We start from the raw sequence: 22,691 nt of genomic DNA, 5'->3' as shown, positions 1-22,691 counted from the left end.
GCCCCGCCCCCGCCCGGCGGGGGGGGGGGGGCCCCGCCGGCCCCCCCCCCCCCCCCCCCCCCCCCCCCCCCCCCCCCCCCCCCCCCCGGCCGGGGGATCAGAGGTTCGGCTGTTCCTTGACGGTGAGGTTCAACCGCTGGAGCAGGTTCTTGTCGGCGACGCCGGTGTAGACCCGGACATCGTCGATGGCGCCCGAGAGGTGCTCGCGGAACTGGTCGTCGATGAAGGCCCGACCCAACTGGAGCCCACCGGTGGCGTTGAACGGCTCGGTGAGCTGGACCGAACCGACCACCTCGGCGTTCACGTAGAACAGGAACTCGTGCGTGTAGCCGTTGTAGACCAGGGCGACGAGGTCACCCTTGGTCAAGGTCTTCGGGGCCTCGTCCACCAGAGGGGTCAGCTCGACCGCCGCGCCCACCGTGTCGGTGCCCGGCACGGCCAGCTCGTACCGGCCTGCGTTGTTGCACCGGACGATGACCGAGCTGTTGTGCAGGCCCTTCTGCGAGAAGAACGTCATCGGGGTACCCGCGCAACTGCTGGTGAGCTTGACCCGGGCGGTGACGGTGAAGCTGCTGGTCATGTTGGCGTTGAGCGTGGTGCTCGCGTAGCTGGTCGCCTTGCCGGCCAGCTTCAGGTGCCCCCCGCCCAGCAGCGCCGCGGTGGGCGGCGGGAAGACGCCCTTGTAGATCGACGCATCCGGCCCGAGGGTCATCGCCGCCTTGGCGTCGTACTCCGGGCTGCTCGTTCCAGTGGCGGTGTTGAGCTGCCAGTACGCCACCCGGTTGAGGGCCGTTTGCTTCAGCCCGGTGGTCTCGGTGGAGAGGATCGGGCGGTCGAAGAAGGCGACGTCGGCCAGTTCACCGATCCAGCTGTCCGCGTAGCCGCCCTTGACGACGCGCCGGCCGAACTGCACGGCACCCCGGGACTTCGACTGCGACCGCCGGTCGGCGGTGTACAGGTTGGTCCCGTTCACCAGGAGGGAGATCTTCTTGGTGGAGTCGTCGTACGAGGCGGTCAGGTGGGTCCAATCCGTGGTGACCGGGGACGGGGTGGTGCCGGTGGAGAAGACCCGCCACTCACCCAGCGAGATCACGTCGTTGGTCGGGATCCGGAACACCCAGTTCCCGCCCTCCGTACCCAGGCTGAACCCGGGTTCGCCGGTGCCGTCCTGGCTCACGATCGTCTGCCGGCGGGTCGGGTCCGAGGTGCGCACCCAGGCGGTCACCGTGAAGCTGCGTGAGGTGTCCACGGCCCAGAGGGTCTTGTCCGGCTCCTCGGGGTCCATGGTCGTCTTCAGGTAACCGTTCCAGGTGCCGTCGAGTTTCACAGCCGTGTCGAACTGCCCACCGGGACCAGGCACACCGAAGGTGACGCCGCTGCCGGCCACGACGTCGTGGTCCCCGAGCGTGTCCTCCGCCTGCTTGGAGCCGGCGACCTCTGAGAAGGCCCATTGGGACACCGGCGGCCGCTTGCCGACCCGGAAGGTGCAGGAGGCGATGGAGCTGCCCAGACCGGCCTTGTCGACGGCCATGACGTTGAGCGTCCAGGGCCCTTCCTTGGTGGGCTTCCACTGGATGGTGGACGGCCCGCCGGCGGTCGTCGGCCTGATGCTGTTCGCCGAGGACGGGTTGGTGTTGAAGCCCCACCGGTACTCGACCACGTCCGCGGCGGCGGAGTCGAAGGTGAAGCTGGTGGTCAGGCCGAGCTTCTCGTGCCATTCCGCGTCGGTCTTGCAGTCCGGCGAACCGCCGTCGCCGGCGTCGTCCGGCAGGAAGTCGGGCGAGTCGACGTCCGGCGGGGCAGGCTTGGTGGCGTCGTAGATGAACTGGCAGGGGTTACGGGTGCCGTCGGAACTCCACGGTCCCCAACTGGTGTTGTCCGACGCGCGGACCTCCCAGGAGACGACGACGTTCTGCGGGATGTCCGACGGCGCGGTGAGCGTGAAGATCGATCCGCTCGCCTTGAGCAGCGTCGTCGGGTACGACCGCACGGTGTCGGCCTGCGCTCCCGGAGCCCGCCAGGTGAGCCGCCACTCGGCCTTGAGCTGCTCGGTGTGCGCCGATGAGTGGTCCGGGTCGCGGAGCACAGCGGAGAGCTTCGGGATCTTCCACACGTACGGGGCGCCGGAGCCGTAGACGCAGGCGCCACCCGGGTCCGAGGTGAGTTCCGACAGGGCGGGGATCAGCGGGGCGCGGTTGTACTTCACCGAGAGCACGGCATTGTCGCAGAACCGCTTGCTGTGCTGGTAGTTGCCCTCGTTCTCGGCCTTGAGGCCGAGGGTGACCGTGCTCCAGCCGCTCGCCGCCGCGATCTGCACGGCTTCCTTGGCGTCCCAGCTGGCGTTCTGGTTGGTGGAGGTGCAGGTCGCCTGGGTGCTGCTGGGCGCCTTGGTATCCAGCCAGTTGGCGCCACTGCTCCAGCTCGACCCGCCCGGCTGGTTGCTCCAGTTCGTCGACGAGTTGATCGCCTTTGGCAAGAGGTAGAGCTGGGCGTCTTGCGGGGTCGAGTTCCAGGCGTGCTGCATGGTGACCCGAAACTCGGCGCTGAGGATCGTCTTGCCGGAGTACGGCGTGGAGAGGGTGTAGATGACCCGCTTCACCTTGGAGCTGTTGCACAGCTCCGGGCAGAGCCCGATCCGCTCGTGCCGCTTGCCGTCGAACTTCCAGTACTCCTCGTTGGGGTAGCCGCTGTCGACCATGGCCCAGGAGCTGTTGGTGGTGGCCTGCCAGACCGGGTCGAGGTAGACCGGCCAGTTGGTGTCCGGGTCGGCGAGCATCGCCGCGTCCGGGGTGAGGGTGAGCGCGCCGTTGGCGTAGTTCAGCCCCATCGGCGCGACCGTCGAGCTGTCCTCCGGGCCGCGCGCCGTCTCCAGGTCGGTCTCACCGGCGACCGTGGCGGCCGTGGTCGACTCCGCGGCCAGCGTGCCGGAGGTCGTCTCCTGGGCGCTGGCCGTCGTGGTGCCGCCCTCACCGGTCGGGGTGCCGTTGTCCCACATGGTCGGCTGGTCGGCCTCCAGCACCGGGTTCCCGGTGGCCGGGTCCAGCGCGACGATGCCGCCCTCGGGCGTCTCCTGGATGGTCAGGTTCTGGCCCGTGACGCCCAGCTTGAGGCCCTGGAGTTCGGGCGTGTTCGCGGCCTCGGGAGTCTTCAGGACGATCACGTGGGAGAAGCCCTCGACCGTCATGTTGACCACGAGGTCGACGTGCGGGAAGACGTCCGGGTAGACGGCCTGGTCGCCGTTGAGCACCGGCGCGGGCAGGGTGTACGGCCAGGTGAGGGTCATCACCTGGTCGTCCTTGCGGACCACCAGCAGCGGGTCCGCCGCGCCGGTGGAGATCCGCATGTCGATGAGCGCGGCCTTCGGAGTGATCGTCCCGTCGGCGTTCTGCGCCAGCGTGGCGTCGGTGGGGACCCAGGCGTCACCCTGGACCACCCGGACCGGCTGGTTGTGCTCGTTGGCGATCAGGTTGCCGTCCGGCTGCGCGAAGACGTCCCGGTACTCGGTGCGGAAGGCGAGCACCTCGACCGGCTGGCCGAGCGACTCGGCGGCGAGCAGCGCCTCGGCCTCGGTCTCCCGGACCGGGTTCTCCTCCACCGCCGCCACCGGCGCGGTGGCCGGCGAGCGGTCCGCGTGGTCGGCGTAGACGGTGGTGGAGAGCAGGCCGGCGAGGCCCACCATGAGGCCGAGCGTGAAGAGCCGGCCCCGCTTTCTGCTATGACGGGCCACCGTCAGGTCCTCCCCCGTTGAACTGCGCGATTCGTTGTGTGCCATCAGTTGATCGCCGCCCCGAAGAGACCCTTGGCCGTCGGCAGCCCGTTCAGGCCGGGCTGCCAGGTCTGCGCGGGCGTGGTCGTCCCGCCGACCAGGCTCGACCAGTTGAAGGCGTAGACCGCGTCGTCGCCGTACGGCGTGCCGACGAAGAGCTGCTTGGAGGTGGCGCTCATCGAGGTGCCGACGAGTTCCTGCTCACGGAAGCTGCCCGGCAGGCTGCTGCCGCCGCGCTGCAGCGTCACCGGCGTGCCGATCGGGTTGGCCAGCGCCGGGAAGACCCGCACCCGCCCCGAGTCGACAGTCGAGGTCCCGGCGTCCTCGCCGGGGACACCGATCGCGAGGAACATCGTCGAGTTGGTGCCCTCGCTGGTCGCGGCGGTGTTCGCCAGGACCACCTTCTCACCGAGGTAGTCGCCGTCCTCCGAGGCGTACGTGATCGACGGCAGTTCGGTGAAGGTGTTGGCCGCGGTCACGTGGAAGCGGTGCACCAGGCCGGCGTCGGTCGTCGGCGCGGTCGCGCCGGAGAGGGTGATGTCCTCCCCCGGCACACCCACGGCGACCAGCGAGTCCTGCGTCCCAGCCGCGCTACCGACCGGGCGGTACGGGACGAGCGAGATCGACTTACCGAAGTTGTCGTTGGCCTCGGGGTTTTCGGAGACACCCGTCTGCCCCTGGTCCAACACGGCGGCGAGGGTGGGCAGCCCGCTGGTCAGCTTGTTGCTGAAGACGTCGACGGTGCCGGCGAACACCTCGGTGCCGATCGCCTCACCGGGGGCGCCGACCGCCCAGTGGTACTTGGAGGCGGCCACCGAGAATCCGGTCCGGTCGTCGATCTCCGCGTTACCGGGGATGCCGTTGCCCTGGCTGATCGCCACGTTCACATTGCCGCGGATGTAGTGCACCATGCCAGCCAGGGCACCGCTCGTGAAGCTCTCCCACGGCACTCCGATGACCAGGTAGGGCTCGCCGCTCGCGGTCCGGCTGCCGGCCACCGAGTAGCCGAACACGTCCCAGGCCTCGGCGACGTCCGGGACGTTGGTGACGTCTTGGTGGTAGACCAGCGAGGCCGGCCCCTGGGCGAGCCCGGCCGGTGAGCCGAGCAGCACGTAGACCGCACCGGCCCCGTCCTGGCCGCTGATGTTTTGGTAGGGCACGCCGACCGCAAGGTCCGTGCAACCGTCGTTGTTGGCGTCGTACGGCGAGATCGAGAAGCCGAAGCGGTCACTGGACCCGGGTGCGCCCGGGACCTTGGCCACCCCCTCCTGCAGGGTGTGCACGGTGGTGCTGCCGCCGTAGGTGACGTGCACCTGACCGGCGCCCCAGAGGCCGTTGACGGTCACCTCCGGGTCGGCGATTGCCATGTCGGTGACGCCGTCGCCGTTGAAGTCGTTCTCCGCGGTGCCGGCGCAGCCGGTGACCGGGGCGACGGTGGTGTAGACCTGCATCTCGCAGAACGGGGACCAGCGGTCGCTACCGCTGACGCCGTCAGCGGCCTTGACCCGCCAGCGGTAGATGCCGCCGTCGACGAAGGCTCCGGCCGGGACCGTGCTCGCGGCGGTGGCGCCGGAGGCCACGGCGCTGTAGCTGGCCGAGCCGATCGCGGTCTCCGCGTTCATCGCCCACCACTCGAAGGTGACCGTCATCGCGGTGCCGTCACCGTCGGACACGGTGGCTTTGAGCTGCGGGGTGAGGGTGTTGACCTGGGGCCGGCCCGTGCCGGTGACGCAGCTGGTGGCCGGGACGGTGGCCTGGGTGCCGACGGTCGGCCAGGAGTTGTAGGTGACCGACGCCTTCGGGTCCTCGGCGGGGTCGGTACCTTCGCGGGAGCGGAACTGCTTGAACCCGGCCACGTCCGCCTCGTTGGTGGCCCGCAAGCCCATCCCGGCTCGGGTCTTGTTGGCGTCGGCGGCCCGCTGGAAGAAGGTCTTGCCGTCGATGTTCACCCAGGCGTCGGCGCTGGTGCAGCTCGCGCCACCGCCGGCGGTGGCGGTGGACCGGGCGTCGGGCCCGACCGCGTCCCAGGCCGGCTGGTTGGCGAAGGTCGTGGTGTACGTGGCCGGCGCGGTGGTCCAGATCTCCCACGAGACCGGGGTGCAGACCTGCGACCAGTAGTTCCAGAACGACACGGTGGCCGAGTTGATCTGCTTGCCGGCGAGGACCGTGCTGTCCCAGGTGAGGAACGACCGGGTCAGGTGCGGGTTGCTCGGGTCGAGCAGGCCGAGCTGGAGGTTGTTCTGCGTGTTCTGGTCCACACTCGACCCCTCGGTGACGTACGTGTCGAAGGTGGTGGCGAGCGGGTTGACCGTCGGGTCGATGGTCACCGGGTAGGCCGTCGCCGGGTCGCGCAGCCAGGCGCGGTCCGGCGCGAGGGTCAGCTCGACCGTGTCGCCGCGCTTCGCCAGCTCGGTGCGGATCGGCTTCTGCACGGCGGGGTCACCGGTGACCTTGTGCTTCCTGGCGTCCCACATCAGGGGCGCCGGGATGCGGGCGGTCTGCTTGCCGGCGCGGTCCTTGATCGCGATGGCACCGTCCGTGCCCCGGCTCCAGCCGGCCACGCCGGGACCGCTGAACGGGAAGGCCACGCTCTCGACCTGGGCGGCGGCGGCCCGGTTCTTGACCACGAGGAACTGTTGGAATCCGGTCCGGGTGGCCTCGACGACGAGGTCGACCCCGGGGCGGGCGTCGACGTACGTCGCGCGGTTGCCGTGCAGGACCGGCGTGGGCAGCGCCCCCGTCCAGCCCATGGCGACCCGCTGGTCGGCGGAGCCGAGCGCGGCCAGTTCGTGGGTGCCCGCCTCGCGTCTACCCGAGATGCGCAGGTCGCCGGGGTGAGCGACCGGGGTGACGGAGCCGTCCGTCCCGGCCTTGAGGGTGAGATCGACCGGCACCCAGTCGCCGCCGCGGCGAAACCGTTGCATGCCGGCGGCGATCTCGGCCCGGAGCTGCCCGTCGGGCAGGGCGACGACCTCGGTGGTCTCGCTGGTGAGGCTGTCGACCTGCACCGGTTTGCCGGTCTCCCGTGCGGTCCGCAGGGACACCGCCTGGTCGGACCTGTTCTCCACGCCACCCGTCACGCCATCGGGCCCGGCGGCGAGGTACTCCGCCGGTTCGCCCGAGATGCCAGCCAATGCGACCGCCGTCAGCACGGCGACTCCCGCCGCAAGGCATGAACGTACGGTGGCCGTCTTTCGACGTGCCACGAAAACCCCCCGTGTGTCGCCCGTTTGTCGGTCGGGACTGTAGGGAGCGGCCTGCTCTACGCACAAGTAGCGTTACAACTGGTGAGCACAGACGCGGCAATACGGACCTTCCGCCCACAGTGCTCACTCTTCGGAGTTTTACCTGCTCAGAACAGATGCGGCGGACTCGACGAACAGTTGGCCCGGCATCGGCCGAACGACTGGAATACGCCACCGCCGGACGCCGGCTATTGCCACCCGATCAGCGCGGACAGGTCGATCCGACGGCGAATGCGGGCTCTGCGGCGAAGCGCCTGGGGTGGACCGAAATCGCGGAGCGGGCGATGAGCAATTCGCCGACAGCTACCCGCCGGAATTCCTGCATTCGGCCGGCCGAAGAGCCTCGTGGGATGCGCCCGAATAGGGGCCTCCGAACCCACACCCCATCGACGTCCAGGCAGCTCACAGCAACCGCTCCCGACGGCGCACCACCGCTCGTGAATCGACGTCCGGTCGAGGCGCGAATGGGGCGACGGCCCGGTGGTCGGACGCATCCGTCGGTCGACTGGAGGCATGCTCGAGTGGCGACCGCACCGCCGAGGGGGACAACAGCCGCGACCATCGGCGCAGGTAGTTGCCTCAGCCCACCACCCCGCGGAACGCCCACAGGCGGCCGGCAGGTGAATGCTGCCGCCCCTACGATTCCGGGGCGCCCACCTGCCGGACGGCCATCTTACAATGTGGTCAGTCGCCGAGCGCGTCGATGTCGCGCATCTCCTCCGCCGTCAATGAGAAGTGGAAGACGTCGAAGTTGGCGCTGATCCGCTCCGGGGTCACCGACTTCGGGATCACCACGATCTCGTGGTCGATGTGCCAGCGCAGCACCACCTGCGCCGGGGAGACGCCGTGGGCCGCGGCGATCCTGGTCAGCACCGGATCGCTGAGGTCGCTGTTCTTGAACGGGCTGTACCCCTCCAGCACCACTCCCCGGTCCCGGTGCTCGGCGTGCCGCTGCCGGTCGTACAGCGCGGGGCTCCACCGGATCTGGTTGACCGCCGGGTTCTCCTCGGTCGACTGGATCAACTCGTCGATCTGAGCCGTGCTGTAGTTGCTGACCCCGACCGCGCGGGTCAGGTTCTCGTCCCGGGCGGCCAGCAGCTCCCGCCACATCGGGATGCTGGCACTGGCGGACGGCGGCCAGTGGATCAACCAGAGGTCCACCTGGTCGACGCCGAGCGCCTCCAGGCTGGCCTCCAACGTCTCGCGTTCCCGGCCCGTCCGGTCGGGCGGGAGCTTGGTGGTGATGAAGATGTCCTCGCGACGCAGCCCGCTCTCCTGGACCGCTCGGCCGACCTCCCGCTCGTTGCCGTACATGGTGGCGGTGTCGAGGTGCCGGTAGCCGGTGTCGAGCGCGGCCAGCACGGCGTCGTAGCCCGCCTGGCCGGTGGCCTGCCAGGTGCCGAAGCCGAGCAGGGGGATCCGCACGTCACCCGGGAGCAGGGCGGTGGGCTGGTCGCTGAGGTCCATGAGGTCCGTTCTACCCCGCCGCGCCCCCCGACGCCGAGCGAACCGGACACTCCGGCGACCAGCGCAATGGCCCGGTTTGCCGGAGAATGCGGGTGTGACGGACCGGCTCCAGGAGTACCGACGCCGGCGCGACGCGGCCCGTACGCCCGAGCCGGTGCCGGAACGCGCCCCCACGGCGACCGGGCCCGACGACGGCGCGGGCCGCTTCGTCATCCAGCAGCACCACGCCCGCAGTCTGCACTGGGACCTGCGACTGGAGCACGAGGGTGTGCTCGCGTCCTGGGCGGTGCCGCGCGGTCTGCCCCGCGATCCGGGCCGCAACCACCTCGCCGTGCACACCGAGGACCACCCGATGGAGTACCTCGACTTCTCCGGCGAGATCCCCGCCGGGGAGTACGGGGGCGGCCGGATGGTCATCCACGACCGGGGCACGTACCGCTGCGAGAAGTGGCGCGACGACGAGGTGATCGTGACCCTCTCCGGTGACCGCACCGCCGGGCGCTACGCGCTGTTCGCCACCGGCGGCAAGGACTGGATGGTCCGGCGCACCGATCCCGCGCCGCCGGGTTGGACGAGCATGCCGGAGCTGGTCCGCCCGATGCACGCCACGCCCGCCGCCCGGCTGCCCCGCGACCGCGCCGCGTGGGGGTACGAGTTGCGCTGGGACGGAGTCCGGGCGATGGCGTACGTCTCCGGCGGGCGGTTGCGGCTGCTCTCCGAGACCGACGAGGAGATCACCGGCGGTTACCCGTGGCTGCGCACGATGGCCGAGGCGCTGGCGCCCACCGAGGCGGTGCTCGACGGCGTACTCGTCCGCATCGACGGCTCCGGCCGGGTGCGTCCCGCCCGCCCGGCCAGCGGTGGCCGGGTCCCGGCCGGCGCCCAGTTCCTGCTCGTCGACCTGCTGTGGCTGGAGGGCGTGAGCAGCGTCGACGTCCCGTACGCGCAACGCCGGGAACTGCTCGATGGGCTGGCGTTGGCCGGTACGCACTGGCAGACTCCGCCGTGGTTTCCCGGTGCCGGCGACGAGGCCCTACGCACCGGGCGGGAGCAGGGGCTGCCGGGTGTGGTCGCCAAGCGGCTGGACTCGGCGTACGAGCCGGGCCGGCGCAGCCGACGGTGGCTGAGCATCGACGCGGCCTGACGGCGAGGAGCGACGTGTACCTGACCCACCTGGACTGCCCACGCTGCGGCCTGGAGTACGCCGCCGACAAGCTGCAGAACCTCTGCGAGTGCGGCTCGCCGCTGCTGGCCCGCTACGACCTGCCGGCGGTGGCGAAGGCGGTCACCCCGGAGCGCTTCCCGCTGCGCCCTGCCGACCTCTGGCGGTACCGGGAGCTGCTGCCCGTCGCCGATCCCCGGCACGTCACCACGCTCGGTGAGGGCTGGACGCCGCTGCTGCGTGCCCCGTCGTACGGCGCCGAGATCGGCATCGCGGACCTGATGGTCAAGGACGAGGGGTTGATCCCGACCGGCTCGTTCAAGGCGCGCGGTGCCGCGGTCGGCGTGAGTCGGGCTCGCGAGTTGGGCGTCGAGCGGATCGCGATGCCCACCAACGGCAACGCCGGTTCGGCGTGGGCGACGTACGCGGCACGTGCCGGGATGGGCGCCACCATCGTGATGCCGCTGGCGGCGCCGACCATCTGCCGGCGCGAGTGCGTGGCCGCCGGAGCCGATCTGCGTCTGGTGGACGGGCTGATCAGCGACGCGGGCCGCCGGGTGGCCGAGTTGATCGCCGAGTCCGACGGGGCGATCTTCGACGCCGGCACGCTGCGCGAGCCCTACCGCCTGGAGGGCAAGAAGACGATGGGGTACGAGATCGTCGAGCAGCTCGGCTGGCAGGTGCCCGACGTGATCATCTATCCGACGGGTGGCGGGGTCGGCCTGATCGGCATCCACAAGGCTCTGCACGAGATGCGCGAGCTGGGCTGGGTCGGCGACAAGCTGCCCCGGCTGGTGGCGGTGCAGTCGACCGGCTGCGCGCCGATCGTGCGGGCCTTCGCCGCCGGTGAGTCCCGGGCCCAGCCGTGGGAGGACGCGCATACGGTGGCGTTCGGCATCACCGTGCCGTCCCCGTTGGGTGACGAGCTGATCCTGGCCGCGCTGCGGGCGTCCGCCGGCACCGCGATCGCCGTCGACGACGCGGAGATCCTGGCCGACCTGCGGGCCTTCGCCGCCCGCGAGGGTTTGCTGCTCTGCCCGGAGGGAGCGGCCTGCCTGACCGCGGCGCGGCAGCTACGCGCCGGTGGCTGGATCCGCGCCGGGGAACGGGTGGTGGTGCTCAACACCGGCGCGGGGCTGAAGTATCCGGAGACGGTCGACGTCTCCGGCGTACCCGTGCTGGCCTGAGCCGGCACCCCACCGAGGGTGGGGTGCCGGCGGCCGGGCCTACTGGTAGGTGATGTCGGACGGCGTGTAGAAGCAGTTGACGCCGTCGGCGCCCTCGCCGATCTTGGTCGGCTCGCTGCCCTTGGGTACGCCCTTGTACTTGACGCAGATCGAGGTCTCCCGGTCCGTGTCGCCGACGATGGTGATCCGGCTGAACCGGGCGGTGTCGCCCCAGTTGGTGTTGATGCCGGCGATCGCGTCGGTGTCCCGGACGACCACGTTGTCGATCACGACGTGCCGCTGGTACGACGTGGAGCAGTTGCCGCAGGCCCGGTAGAGCTTCCCGGCGTTCTCCACCCGGAAGTTCTTGATGTAGACGGTGCCCGGGCCGTTGTGCTGGAAGACCTTGTCGCTGGCGGACCGGGCGCCACCGCCGTCGACGGTGTACGTGCTGCCGCCGCGGAAGGTCGCGGCGTCCTCGCCCACGTCCTCCCACCAGACGTTGACGAGGGTGCAGTCGCCCTCGCAGTGCACGCCGTCGCCGGCCGGCGCACCGATGATCACGTTACGCAGGGTGGCGCCGGCGGCCAGCTCGAACATCGGGTCCTGGCTCTCGCTCTGCCCGCCGTCGCCGATGCCGTAGTAGCGCTTGAGCCCGCCGTCGAAGGTGCCGGTGACTCCGATCGTCGCGTCCACCTTCTGGCTGCTGGTGGGCGTCGGCCAACCCGCGGGCGGTGGGGTGGTCGGGCCCGACGTGGTGGGCGGCGGCGTGCTCGGCGGTGCGGTGGTCGCCGGTGGCGTGGTCGGGGTGCCGCCGCCGGACGAGTCGACCACCACGTCGTCGAAGCCACCGCTGGCGTACGCGGTGACCAGGCCGATCCGGCCCGCGCTGGCCAGGCTGTTGCTGCCGGAGGCGATCTGGGTGCCGTTGACGAAGCCGCGGATGGTGCTGCCGCTCGCCTCGATGCGCAGGGTGTACCAGGTGCCGGCGGCGACGCCGAGCGACGCGGAGCCGATCGCGGTGATGCTGCTGCCGTTGACGGCCTGCAACTCGGCCCGGCCGGAGCCGAGCAGGGCCAGTCGGTACATCTTGGTGCTGCTGGTGGACCGGGCGGCCAGGCCGACCAGGGCGCTGGACGAGCCGAAGCTCGCCGGCCGGACGCGGGCCTGTACGGAGTAGTCGGTCCAGCTGGTCTGACCGGCGAACTGCCGGGCCAGCTCGCTGCCGGCGTTCGACTGGTTGAGCACGCCCGAGCCGTCGACCGCCCAGGTGCCGCCGGACTTGGACCAGCCGGAGGCGTCGCCGTCGTTGAAGGTGTCGGTGAAGATGGTGGCCGCGAAGGCCGAGGTCATGCCGACGGTGAGCGCCGCCGCCGTCACGCCGGCGCCCACCGCCAGCACCAGTGGTCGTCGGCCGGGGTGTCGTCTCTTGTGCACGGTTGTCCTCCTTGACGCGTGTGGTGGCGATCCCTGGATCTGGCCGCGCGGGGACGTGCCGGCACGGCGCGCTGCCTCGAAAGCGGGGATCGGTGTGCCCCGTCGGATGCCCGGCTCCGACAGCGGAGTGAAGCGGGATGAAAGCCGTGGGAAAGGGCTTTCCCGTCTCTTCGAGGCTAGGACCGCGCACGCATCAGCGTCAATGCCTGGCGCTTGCAGGTCTGTTGCAGGATTCCGGCGGGCCGATCAGAAGCTGTTCGGCTCGGTCAGCCGCCAGGCCGCGTTGATGAGCCCGATGTGGGACAGCGCCTGCGGCGTGTTGCCGAGCTGCGCACCTGTGGTCAGGTCGATCTGCTCGCTGAACAGACCCACGTCGTTTGCGTGACCCACCACGCGCTCGAACAGCTCCTCAGCCCGACGCGTCTCACCCGCCATCACCAGGCACTCCACCAGCCAGAACGAGCACAGCAGGAACCCGGCCGGGTCGGTCGTCCACCGCCGGAGCAGCCCGTCGTCGGTGCCCAGCTCCCGCTCCACAATCGTGATGGTCGACCGCATCCGGGGATCGGTCGCCGGCAGGAAGTACGCCATCGGCAGAGTGAGCACCGAGGCGTCCAGCTCCGGCGACCCGAACGCACCGGTGAACGCCCCGATCCGGTCGTTCCAGCCCTCGCGCAGCACCGCCGCGCGGATCTCGTCCCGGACGCCGGCCCAGCGCCGTGGGTCGGCCCGTTCACCGAGCCGGTCGGCGAGCCCCACTGCCCGATCCATGGCCAGCCAGCAGGAGACCTTTGAGGAGAGGTAGTGCCGCTCCTCGTCCCGGGTCTCCCACATCCCCCGGTCCGGCAGGTGCCACGTCGCGGCCACCTGCTCGGTCAGCCCGAGCACCATCTCCCGCAGCTCCTCCTCGAAGGGGGCGCCGAGGTAGTCGCGCAGCCTCCACACCGCCGACAGCACCTCACCCGGTACGTCGAGCTGCCGCTGCCGCCAGGCGTCGTTGCCGACCCGCACCGGGCGGCTGTCGCGGTATCCGCGCAGGTGATCGCAGTGGTGCTCGGAGAGGTCACGTTCGCCCTCCAACCCGAAGAGGACCGGAACCGGTTCGTCGCCGAACCGGCCGATCGACCGGGCCGCCCAGGCGAACAACCGCGACGCCTCGTCCGGGCAGGCCGCCACCCAGAGCGCGCGCATGGTCAGTGAGAAGTCCCGCAACCAGGAGTAGCGGTAGTCGTAGTTGCGGTCGCCGCCGATCTGCTCCGGCAACGAGCTGGTCAGCGCCGCGGCCACCGCGCCGCTGCGGGCGTACGTCAGACCGGTCAGCACTGTCGCGCTGTGCCGGACCAGCTCGGGGTACCGGCCGTCGTACCGGTGCGTCTCCCGGTACGCCTCCCACGCCCGCGTCGTCTCGGCGAGGGCGACCAGCGGGTCCATCCGGGGCGGCGGGGCTCCGTACGCCTCTCCGAAGGCCACGTCCATCCCGATCACCTGACCGGCGGAGACCTCGAACTCCTCGGTGACCCGGTCCCGGCCCGCCCGCAGCGGCAGGTCGCCGGCGCGCAGCACCAGCACCACCGGGCCGGCGTCGGCCCGCACCCCGCCGCCCGGCTGCTCGTGCAGGTACGGGGTGAGCAGCCCATACTCCGGACGGGGCGCGAAGTCCAGCTCCATCCGGACCCGCCCGGACAGGCCCTCGACCACCCGGATGAGCACGGCTGGCGAGTTCATCCCCACATCGTGGGCGCGCGCGCCGGTCTCGGCGGCGAGCGCGTCGGTGACCGCCACGCTGCCCTGCGGCGTGTGGTGCACCCTGCGCAACACAAGCGTGTCCGGCCGGTACGAGCGCTCCACCCGAAAGCCGGGGCCACCGGCGCCAACCGGCGCCAACCGGAAGTGCCCGGCGCGCGGGTCGAGCAGCCGCCCGAAGACCGAGGCGCCGTCGAACCGGTGCGGGCACCACCAGTCGATCGAGCCGTCGATCCCCACCAGCGCGCCGGAACGGGAGTCCGAGAGGAACCCGTAGTCGGAGATCGCCGGCTGCGTCACCCGCCGCGCGTACCCGGATCGGCCCGGTTCAGGCCGCCGCCGTCACGACGTCGGCGGCTCGTCCTCGCCGGCTGCCTCGGCCTTGTCGGCCTCCTCCTTGGTGTGGTGCACGGCCTGGTCGGCGTGCTCCGGAGGGCCGTAGACGGTGTAGAGCACCAGCGGGTTCGGGCCGGTGTTGACGAAGTTGTGCTTCGTCCCGGACGGCACGACGACCAGGTCGCCCGCGACGACCTCCCGCTTCGCACCGGCGACCCGGGCCTCGCCCGTCCCGCTGACGAAGGTCAGGATCTGGTCGATCCCCTCGTGCACCTCCTCGCCGATCTCCCCGCCCGGCGGAATGGTCATGATCACCAGCTGGGTGTGCTCGCCGGTCCACAGCACCCGCCGGAAGTCCGGGCTCTTCTCGGCGACGGTCGCGATCGTGAAATGCTCCATGGCCCGCTCATACCCCGTTCGGTCGCGCGTCACGCCGGGACTGGCAGATGGTGGAATTCCCCACGGTCGGCAGGTTTGGATCCGCCCCGACCGGGGATCGACAACGCTGACCGGCGCGAGCGGCCGGTCGAGCCAGGTCCCCGCTGGCGTACCGCCGAACGGCTGCGGTGGTGGGAGACGGCCAGAGCGCGGCGACGTTCCGACCACGGTCGAGGCGGCGCCGCGCGCTCGTCTGCGCACCCTCAGGCGTCGCGGTGCAGCCAGGCGAGCAGGTCGGGCGGGGCCAGGGCCCTCGCCCGTTCCTCGTAGCGGGCCAGACCGGCCGCGTCCAGCAGGCTGCGCCCCTGCCCCGAGCCACCCTGGCGGAAGAACGCCCGGCGGTCCCGCAGCACCCCCAGCATGTCCGGGGCGAGCTGGTCGGCGCATTCCCGCATCCGGCCGAACGTGGCCGCCTCGACCAGCGCCGGCCAGCGCTCGGCGGACACCGGGACCCCCCACAGGTCGGCCAGCCGGCGCATCTGGGCACCCAGGTCGGCCTGGAGGTCGTCGTAGTGCACCAGCTCGACGTTCGGCTCGTGTCGGCGGGCCCAGGCGTCGCTCAGGTGCCAGAGAACCCCGGGCAGCGAGTCCAGCTCGGCGCGCGGGTCCACCTCGTGGTCGACCCAGCTCGGCAACCACTGCCGCACCGACGGACGGGCCCGGGGCGGTCCCGCCGGCACGGGCTGGCCGGTCAGCTCGGCCATCCGGACCCGGTTCAGGTTGGCGGACTGGTGATAGAGGGACACCGCCATGTCCAGCGGATGCCGCGCCACCACCACGTAGTGCGCCCGAGGGTCGAGCGGCACCCCGTCCAGCGGGGTGTGCGTCTTGATGAACCGGCGGTGCGGTTGGGAGGCCAGCCGCTGGTACACCGCGTCGCGCGGCTCGCCCAGCCAGTCCAGCCAGGGCGACAGCTCGGGCAGCGGCGCCGGCAGCTCCGCGGTGCCGAGCACCAGCAGCGCGCAGATCATCTGCATCCAGGTGGTGCCGCTCTTGGACCGGGTGCTGATCACGATGTCGCCGTCGCGGAACGGGAACCCGACCCAGCGGGCGCTGTCCTCGTCCACGGAGCGGTAACGGTGGGGTGACGCGGACATCGGGCGAGCTTAGTCGCCGAAGCGACAGCCAGGCAGCAGATTTTCGGCCCGGATCGTGTGGACGCATGCGAATGCCTGACTAGATTGAAGTATGGTGCCCGCCCACGGGGGCCGGGCGGCGGAACCGGTCTACCGCCCCATCCTCGCCAGCCGCCGACGCGGCGAGCTGGAAGCGTTGAACCACCTCGACCCCGCGGTCGCCCCGCTGCTCGCCCCGATCCTGGAGGTCAGCGCCGTCGACCGCTCCACCACTGACGCGCTGCGCCGCCTGCCGTCCGGCCTGCTGCCGGCCGTCGACGTCACCGCCCTGCCCGACTCGGCCGACACGGAGCTGGCCCGGTGGGGCGTACCGCTGATGCCGGTCATCGGGCTCGCGGAGAGTGACCGGCGGCTGGTCGCGCACGGCACGGCGGCCCGGGCGTACGCACGGCGGGCGCTGGTCCGGCTGCGCGCCGCGCAGGACCGGGCGGGGCCGGACGCGGACACGACCGCCGTGGAGCGGATCTGGCGGCTCACCGGCCTCGCGCCGGAGGAGTGCGACCTGCTGGTGGACGCGGGCGACGTCTGCTGCCCGGCGGACGTGCGGGTGGCCGAGCCGCGGGTACGCCGGCTGCTGGACTGGGCCCGCCGCCACGCCTGGCGCTCGGCGACGGTGGCAGCCGGCGGTATGCCGCCGACGCTGTCCCGGCTGCCCACCGACGAGCCGGTCCGGCTGGAGCGCTGGGACTGGCAGCTCTGGCAGCGGCTGGCCGACGTCGGGGTGGACTACGGCGACTACGGCGTCGGCCCGGCGCTGTCCGACCCCGGCGACCCCGGCGACCGGACGCCCACCGTGCGGTACACCGCCGACGACGGCTGGTGGGTCTACCGCTGGTCGCGCCGTGGCGGCCGGGGCGACGACCGCTTCGCCGACCTGTGCCGCACGCTGGTGGCGGCGCCGCACTGGTCGAGCGCCGGAGCGGCGTTCTCCTGGGGCGACCACGAGTTGCTGCGCCGCGCCCGTCGGGGCGCCGGCGCCGGGTCGATCGCCAACTGGACGGCGTGGAGCACGTCGCACCACCTGGCGCACGTGCTCGCCACGTTGGTGCGACCGGACGACGCCGCAGGGCCCGGGCGGAACCCTCGGCCGGGCCCGCCGCAGCGAGGGCGATCGCTGCGGTGAGAACCGCCGTGAACGTGCTACCGCAGCCCGGTTTACCTGCTACTGCCGCTCGGTGAAACCGAACTGGATGATTCCCTCGTCGTCGACGGTGGCGTCCACCGAGGCGTCGCCGAGCAGCTCGGCGGCGTCCGGATCGAGGAAGATCCGGGCGCCCTGGTTGTCGACGACGTGGTCGCCCTGCTCCGGCTCGGGCACCAGTTCCACGGTGAGCGATCCGGCGTCTGCGTCGGCGGCGATCCGCACACCACCGTCCTCGGCCACGTCCTGCTGGTTGGCGAGGTCACGGATGACGAGCACGGCGTTGTCGGTCATGGTGAGCATTGGCGGAACTCCTCGTGGATTCTCGGCTCGCGGTCGGTTGTCGCGCAGACCGGACAGTTGGCCCGCGTACGAGCACGCGTGGGAGGCGACGGGAGGGACGGACGGTCATCGCCGTCGCATCGAATCGGGGCAGCTGACGGGCCCCGTCCCTGCCCACGGTGCCCGCTGCCGGGCGATCCGTCAAATAGAGCCGGATCAGTCGAGCACGGGGGCGGGGGCGAGCAACGAGCGGATCTCGTTGACTGCCGCGCGGCCCGCCCGGTTGGCGCCGATGGTGCTCGCCGAGGGGCCGTAGCCGATCAGGTGGACCCGGTCGTCGGCGACCACGCGGGTGCCGTCCATGACGATTCCGCCGCCCGCAGCGCGCAGCCCGAGCGGTGCCAGGTGGTCCAGCGCGGCGCGGAAACCGGTGCACCACAGGATGATGTCGGCGGGGACGAAACGCCCGTCGGCCCAGGCCACCCCGTCGGGTGTGATGCGGTCGAAGACGGGTAGCCGATCGAGCACACCACGCTCGCGCAGCCGGCGGATCTCGGGGGTGACCGGCAGTCCGGTCACACCCACGACGCTGCCCGGCGGGCGTCCGGCGCGTACCGCCGCGTCCACCCGGGCCACGGCGGCCCGGCCCAGCTCCGGGCCGAACTCGCCGTCGCTGAACTGCGGTGGCCGGCGGGTCACCCAGGTCGTGCTGGCCGCGACGGTCGAGATCTCCGCGAGGAGCTGCACCGCGGAGGTGCCGCCTCCGACCACCACCACCCGGCGGCCGGTGAACTCCGCCGGCCCCTGGTAGTCGGCGGTGTGCAGCTGTCGCCCGCCGAACGACGAGCGACCCGGGTAGTACGGCCAGAAGGGCCTGGTCCACGTGCCGGTCGCGTTGATCAGGGCTCGCGCGGTCCACCTGTCGGGGCCGGCGTCGACGTCGAGTCGGCCGTCCGGGCGGGAACGCACGGCACGGACCCGCACCGGCCGGCGGACCGGCAGGTCGAAGGCCCGCTCGTACGCGGCGAAGTAGGCGCTGACCGCTTCGGCGGCAGGGCGCTGGGGGTCGGCGGGAGGGAAGGGCATCCCGGGCAGGTCGTGGAAGCCGTGCACACGCTCCAGGCGCAGGGTCGGCCAGCGGTGCCGCCAGGCCCCACCCGGGCCGTCGTCACCATCGAGGACGACGAAGCCGTCGCCGGGAGCGAAACCGGTGCGGCGCAGGTGGTGAGCGGCGCTCAGGCCCGCCTGACCGGCCCCGATCACCACGACGTCGACGGAGTGGGTGTTCACGCGTTGTGTAACGCGATGTCCGGCTGCGCTGTGCCCACTGCGGGTCGTCGCCCTGCTCACAGCGCCGATTCCCCCATCGGTTCGCCCGAATTATCCATACGCTGAGTGAATGGATGATGCCCGTCGCGCCGCTGCCGAGTTCCTCGGCACCCTGCTGCTGGTCTTCTTCGGCGTGGGCGCGGCCGTCGCCGCCCGAGTCCAGGGCGGCGTGGTGGTCGTCGCGCTGGCCTTCGGGTTCGTCATGCTGGCCCTCGTCTACACGATCGGCCCGCTCTCCGGCAGTCACGTCAACCCGGCGGTGACGCTCGGCGTGCTGCTGTCCGGCAAGATCTCGGTGATCGGCGCGGTGGCCTACTGGATCGCCCAGTTCGCCGGCGCGACAGTGGCCGGCTTCCTGCTCTGGGCGCTGACCCGCTGGGGTGACGTGGCGGACCAGACCGGGGCGCTCGGCTCGAACGGGTACGGCGCGCACATCAACCGGGGCGGCGCGGCCGTGCTGGAGATCGTGCTGACCTTCCTCTTCGTGCTGGTCATCCTGGTCGTGACGAGCCGCAGCGAGAACCCGGGCGTCGCGGGGCTGGCCATCGGCCTGGCCCTGGCGGCGACCCAGCTGGTCGGCGTGACGCTGACCGGCGCCGCGGTCAACCCGGCCCGCGCCTTCGGTCCGGCCGTCTTCGAGGGCGGCACCGCGCTGCGCCAGCTCTGGGTGTTCATCGTCTTCCCGCTGCTCGGCGGGGCGCTCGCCGCGCTGGTGGCGCCGCTGGTGATGGGCGCGCAGCGGCACTACTGGGGCGGGCACGACAGGTCGGTCGGTCGACCGGGTAAACGCGAGCGGCAATAACCTTCGGCCGAGGCCCTTCTCTGGCGATTATCTTCGTGACAGCATCGGCGCATGCATCGTCGTCTCTTTCCGCGCGCTGTCGCGCTGCTCGCGCTGGCCGTCACCGCGGCCACCGTCGGCGCGTCCGGCGCCACCGCCGAGTCGCCCACCCCCGCGACGACCCGACTGCGCGCCACCATCGACACGATCCTCGCCGACAGTCGGCTGGCCGGCGCACAGACGTCAGTGGTCGTCGTCGACACCAGCACCGGGCAGACGCTCTACGACCGCAACGGCGACCGGCGGTTGGTCCCGGCCTCCAACACCAAGTTGCTGACCTCGACCGCCGCCCTGGAGCTGCTCGGCCCCGGGCACCACTTCAGCACCGACGTCCACACCACCGGCAAGCGCCGCGCCGGTCTGCTCTCCGGCAACCTGTACCTGCGCGGCGGCGGTGATCCGACAATGCTCGCGGCCGACTACGACGCCCTGGCCGCGCAGGTCGCCGCCGACGGCGTCCGGGTCGTGACCGGCAACCTGATCGCCGACGACACCCGCTACGACAGCACCCGGCTGGGCCCCGACTGGACCTGGGACGACGAGCCCTACTACTACGCGGCGCAGGTCTCCGCGCTGACCGTCGCGCCGGACACCGACTACGACGCGGGCACCGTGATCGTGCACGCCGCGCCGGCCGACCGGGCCGGCGCCAGGCCGCTGGTCAGCACCACGCCTCCCACCGGCTACGTCCGCATCGACAACCGCGCCGAGACCGTCAGCGAGGGCGAGACCTCGATCTCCATCGAACGCGAACACGGCGGCAACACGATCGTGGTGACCGGTCAGATCGCCGTCGGCGACGCGCCCGCCAGCGACTGGGTGACCGTCTGGGAGCCCACCGGCTACGCGGCCGACGTCTTCCGGGCGGCGCTGCACCGGCACGGCGTACGGGTGCTCGGCCGGACGGTGCTCGGCCAGGCCACCCCGGAGACGGCTCACCCGGTGGCCCGACACGACTCGATGAGCCTCGGTGAGCTGATGACGCCGTTCCTCAAGCTCTCCAACAACGGGCACGCCGAGGTCCTGACCAAGGAGATCGGCCGGGTGCTCTCCGGGGCCGGCACCTGGTCCGCCGGCCTCACCGCGATCAGCGAGTACGTCGCCGACACCGGGATGGACACCGGAACGCTGCGCCAGCGCGACGGCTCAGGGCTGTCCCGGCGCAATCTGGTGCCGGCGGCGGAGTTCGTCGACCTCCTGGCCGCCGTCCGGGCCGAGCCCTGGTTTCCCACCTGGTACGCGGCGCTGCCCATCGCCGGGCAGCCGGAACGGTTCGTCGGCGGCACGCTGCGCAGCCGCATGGCCGGCACCCCGGCGGCAGGCAACGTGCACGCCAAGACCGGCAGCCTCACCGGCGTCTCCGGGCTGTCCGGCTACGTCACCAGCGCGGACGGCCACCTGCTGGCGTTCTCCATCCTGCTGAACAACTACCTGACGGCGTCGGTCAAGCCGCTGGAGGACCAGATCGCCGTGGCGCTGGCCGGCCATCGGGACGACGGCGCGAGCGCGGCACGGGTCGCGCCGCCCGCGGTGCCGGAGACGCCGCGTACGCCGGAGGGCGTGGAGTGCTCCTGGGTCAAGCCGATCACCTGCTGACCGAGGGCCGGGAACCGCCCGGCCTGACTGCGGGGTCAGGCCGGGCGGTTCGGTGTGGGGGGCACCGCCGCGGGGTCGCCGCGCTCGATGAGCGCGGCGATCTCGGCGGCCCGCAATCCACGCAGCGCCAGCACCCGGGTGCCCCAACGGTGCAGCCGGCACGGGTGCGGGCTGGCGTCGTTGCGGCAGACCACCCCGCCGGACCAGCGCCGGGGCGCGTGCACCACCACCGCGCGCACCGCGAACTGGGCGTCCTCGCCCGTCACGTACGGCGGCAGAGGAATGTCGCGGAGCACCTCGCCGGGCAGCTCATCGGCGCCGGAGAAGACGGCGGGACGGACGCGGTGGGCGGTACTGCTGCTCATCTGCGCTGCCTCCACAGTGGAAGGTGAGACGGGGACAGCAGAAAGTTACGTCGCTGTCGACCGAGGGCGACGGACAAACTGTCCCGCCACGTGGACGGGTCAGCGCAGCGCGACGGCCTGGAGGCCGACGTTGCCGCAGTGCTCGGTGAAGACCTTCTCGACGGTCCAGGTCAGCACCAACCGGGCATTCTTCGGCAGCTCGAAGCGGATGGTGAACTGGGCGCTCTGGCTGGTGTACGGATCCTCCAGGCGTACGGTGCTGACCGGCCCCCCGGTGGACAGCCGGGCGTCCAGCCGACCCCGTGCCATCCAGATCCCGGCGTAGAGCTGAACGGTGCGCGGCGCCCCGCTGCCGGCGACCGTCAGCGTGAACCCGTTGCCCACGCCACAGGTGTAGACGCCGTTGGAACTGCCGCGATCGGACCGCTCGGGTGCGCCGTCGGACCAGCGGACGACCTCCTGATTGCCGTCCCAACCGACCCGGGTGCCCTTCCCACCACCGTCGACGATCTCCCCGGAGCCGGCGCGCTTGCGAACGGTCGAGTTGCCGCCGCGCAGCCCCCAGTGCATCCAGTCACGGGTGCCCACGGCGGTGAGGTCGACCTCGGCGGGCACCTCGGCGCGGCTCACCGACAGCGGCGACGCCCCCGGCTTCTTCGGCGGCGGGGCGGGCGCGCTCGTCGACGGTGGCGGCTCGGGCGAGGGCGGCCGCTCCCGGGGGCGCAGACCGGGCTGCGCCGGCCCGGCATCGGTGGCGTGCCCGTCGGCGGCCGGAAGGGCGGACGGTCGGGTGGCTCCGGCGGGCACGCCACCCGAGCCACCGACCGGACCATCGTCCGACTCCGGGCCGGACCGCGTGCCGACGTACGCGACGAGCAGCACGAGGCAGACCAGTGCGCCAAGCCCTTCCAGCGCCCAGAGCCGCCGCTGTCGGGCGCGGGCGAGCCGGCGCAGCGCCCGGTGGTTCAGCCCGAGGGCGACGCTCCGCGGCCGGTGCGACGGGGGTCGGCCGGTCGACTCGTCCCCGGCCCGCGAATCCGCCCGCGTACGGTCCTCGTCCGCCACCGACCCCTCCAGTCCGCCGCCCGGCCACCACCGCACGCGACGGGATCGACCGTCCACTGTGGGTCGCTTCACGTTTGCACGGGCGTGGTCGACACGCTAAATCGGGACAGGCTGGCGTGTCCAGTCCGGATCGGGACGGTATGGGACAGCCGGCGATCCCGCGATCGATCGACCGG

The 22,691-nt window shown here is 71.8% G+C and carries 16 protein-coding genes; 5 read left to right on the top strand and 11 right to left on the bottom strand.

The window, feature by feature from the left end:
- Nucleotides 1-97: 97 nt before the first annotated feature.
- From ACFYPR_RS08325 to ACFYPR_RS08315, 3 genes are all read right to left on the bottom strand, one after another.
- Nucleotides 98-3,679: a LamG-like jellyroll fold domain-containing protein gene (locus ACFYPR_RS08325; RefSeq protein ID WP_387259375.1), complete on the bottom strand. Its 3,582-nt coding sequence runs from the start codon at nt 3,677-3,679 to the stop codon at nt 98-100.
- Between the two features lie 92 nt (nt 3,680-3,771).
- Nucleotides 3,772-6,972 carry a DNRLRE domain-containing protein gene (locus ACFYPR_RS08320; RefSeq protein ID WP_363939236.1) on the bottom strand — a complete coding sequence of 1,067 codons (3,201 nt, stop codon included), beginning with the start codon at nt 6,970-6,972 and terminating at the stop codon, nt 3,772-3,774.
- 723 nt (nt 6,973-7,695) lie between these two features.
- Nucleotides 7,696-8,478 carry an aldo/keto reductase gene (locus ACFYPR_RS08315; RefSeq protein WP_387259100.1) on the bottom strand — a complete coding sequence of 261 codons (783 nt, stop codon included), beginning with the start codon at nt 8,476-8,478 and terminating at the stop codon, nt 7,696-7,698.
- Nucleotides 8,479-8,572: 94 nt separating this feature from the next.
- Here ACFYPR_RS08315 and ACFYPR_RS08310 point away from each other — a divergent pair, with 94 nt between their 5' ends.
- Both ACFYPR_RS08310 and ACFYPR_RS08305 read left to right on the top strand, forming a co-directional pair.
- Nucleotides 8,573-9,622, top strand: coding sequence for a DNA polymerase ligase N-terminal domain-containing protein (locus tag ACFYPR_RS08310; protein ID WP_387259097.1), 1,050 nt, complete (start codon nt 8,573-8,575; stop codon nt 9,620-9,622).
- A 14-nt stretch (nt 9,623-9,636) separates the two neighbouring features.
- Nucleotides 9,637-10,827 (top strand): threonine synthase, encoded by a 1,191-nt coding sequence (locus ACFYPR_RS08305; RefSeq protein ID WP_387259095.1) that lies wholly within the window; start codon nt 9,637-9,639, stop codon nt 10,825-10,827.
- A gap of 39 nt (nt 10,828-10,866) precedes the next feature.
- Here the strand turns inward: ACFYPR_RS08305 and ACFYPR_RS08300 are convergent, their stop codons facing one another.
- The 4 genes from ACFYPR_RS08300 to ACFYPR_RS08285 all read right to left on the bottom strand — a co-directional run bounded on the left by ACFYPR_RS08300 (nt 10,867) and on the right by ACFYPR_RS08285 (nt 15,857).
- Entirely contained in the window at nt 10,867-12,243 is a 1,377-nt protein-coding gene (locus tag ACFYPR_RS08300) for a pectate lyase (protein ID WP_355063199.1), read from the bottom strand.
- A gap of 246 nt (nt 12,244-12,489) precedes the next feature.
- Complete coding sequence (locus tag ACFYPR_RS08295) at nt 12,490-14,286, bottom strand: glycoside hydrolase family 15 protein (protein ID WP_355063197.1); 1,797 nt, start codon at nt 14,284-14,286, stop codon at nt 12,490-12,492.
- Nucleotides 14,287-14,328: 42 nt separating this feature from the next.
- Nucleotides 14,329-14,721 carry a cupin domain-containing protein gene (locus tag ACFYPR_RS08290; RefSeq protein ID WP_354855826.1) on the bottom strand — a complete coding sequence of 131 codons (393 nt, stop codon included), beginning with the start codon at nt 14,719-14,721 and terminating at the stop codon, nt 14,329-14,331.
- Nucleotides 14,722-14,963: 242 nt separating this feature from the next.
- Nucleotides 14,964-15,857, bottom strand: coding sequence for a sulfotransferase domain-containing protein (locus tag ACFYPR_RS08285; protein WP_387259093.1), 894 nt, complete (start codon nt 15,855-15,857; stop codon nt 14,964-14,966).
- Between the two features lie 91 nt (nt 15,858-15,948).
- Here ACFYPR_RS08285 and ACFYPR_RS08280 point away from each other — a divergent pair, with 91 nt between their 5' ends.
- Nucleotides 15,949-17,019: a hypothetical protein gene (locus ACFYPR_RS08280; protein ID WP_387259090.1), complete on the top strand. Its 1,071-nt coding sequence runs from the start codon at nt 15,949-15,951 to the stop codon at nt 17,017-17,019.
- Nucleotides 17,020-17,058: 39 nt separating this feature from the next.
- Here ACFYPR_RS08280 and ACFYPR_RS08275 read toward each other — a convergent pair whose 3' ends face one another.
- Entirely contained in the window at nt 17,059-17,340 is a 282-nt protein-coding gene (locus tag ACFYPR_RS08275; RefSeq protein WP_354855829.1) for an adhesin, read from the bottom strand.
- Nucleotides 17,341-17,535: 195 nt separating this feature from the next.
- Complete coding sequence (locus ACFYPR_RS08270; protein WP_387178833.1) at nt 17,536-18,609, bottom strand: NAD(P)-binding domain-containing protein; 1,074 nt, start codon at nt 18,607-18,609, stop codon at nt 17,536-17,538.
- A 109-nt stretch (nt 18,610-18,718) separates the two neighbouring features.
- Between ACFYPR_RS08270 and ACFYPR_RS08265 the strand changes: the two genes are divergently transcribed.
- Nucleotides 18,719-19,450, top strand: a complete 732-nt coding sequence (locus ACFYPR_RS08265) for an aquaporin (RefSeq protein WP_354855831.1) — start codon at nt 18,719-18,721, stop codon at nt 19,448-19,450.
- 51 nt (nt 19,451-19,501) lie between these two features.
- On the top strand, nt 19,502-21,085 hold the full coding sequence (gene dacB / locus ACFYPR_RS08260; RefSeq protein WP_387178829.1) for a D-alanyl-D-alanine carboxypeptidase/D-alanyl-D-alanine-endopeptidase: 1,584 nt from the start codon (nt 19,502-19,504) through the stop codon (nt 21,083-21,085).
- Between the two features lie 35 nt (nt 21,086-21,120).
- Here dacB and ACFYPR_RS08255 read toward each other — a convergent pair whose 3' ends face one another.
- Both ACFYPR_RS08255 and ACFYPR_RS08250 read right to left on the bottom strand, forming a co-directional pair.
- Complete coding sequence (locus ACFYPR_RS08255) at nt 21,121-21,450, bottom strand: hypothetical protein (RefSeq protein ID WP_387259088.1); 330 nt, start codon at nt 21,448-21,450, stop codon at nt 21,121-21,123.
- A 99-nt stretch (nt 21,451-21,549) separates the two neighbouring features.
- The gene (locus ACFYPR_RS08250; protein ID WP_354855834.1) at nt 21,550-22,515 is read right to left on the bottom strand and encodes a hypothetical protein; all 966 of its coding nucleotides are present in this window, start codon (nt 22,513-22,515) and stop codon (nt 21,550-21,552) included.
- Nucleotides 22,516-22,691 lie beyond the last annotated feature (176 nt).

The sequence above is a fragment of the Micromonospora sp. NPDC005254 genome (assembly GCF_042872525.1).
In the GTDB taxonomy this organism is placed as follows: Bacteria; Actinomycetota; Actinomycetes; order Mycobacteriales; family Micromonosporaceae; genus Micromonospora.
Note: the sequence above shows the minus strand (reverse complement) of the source record. Positions and strands in the feature narration are given on the sequence as shown.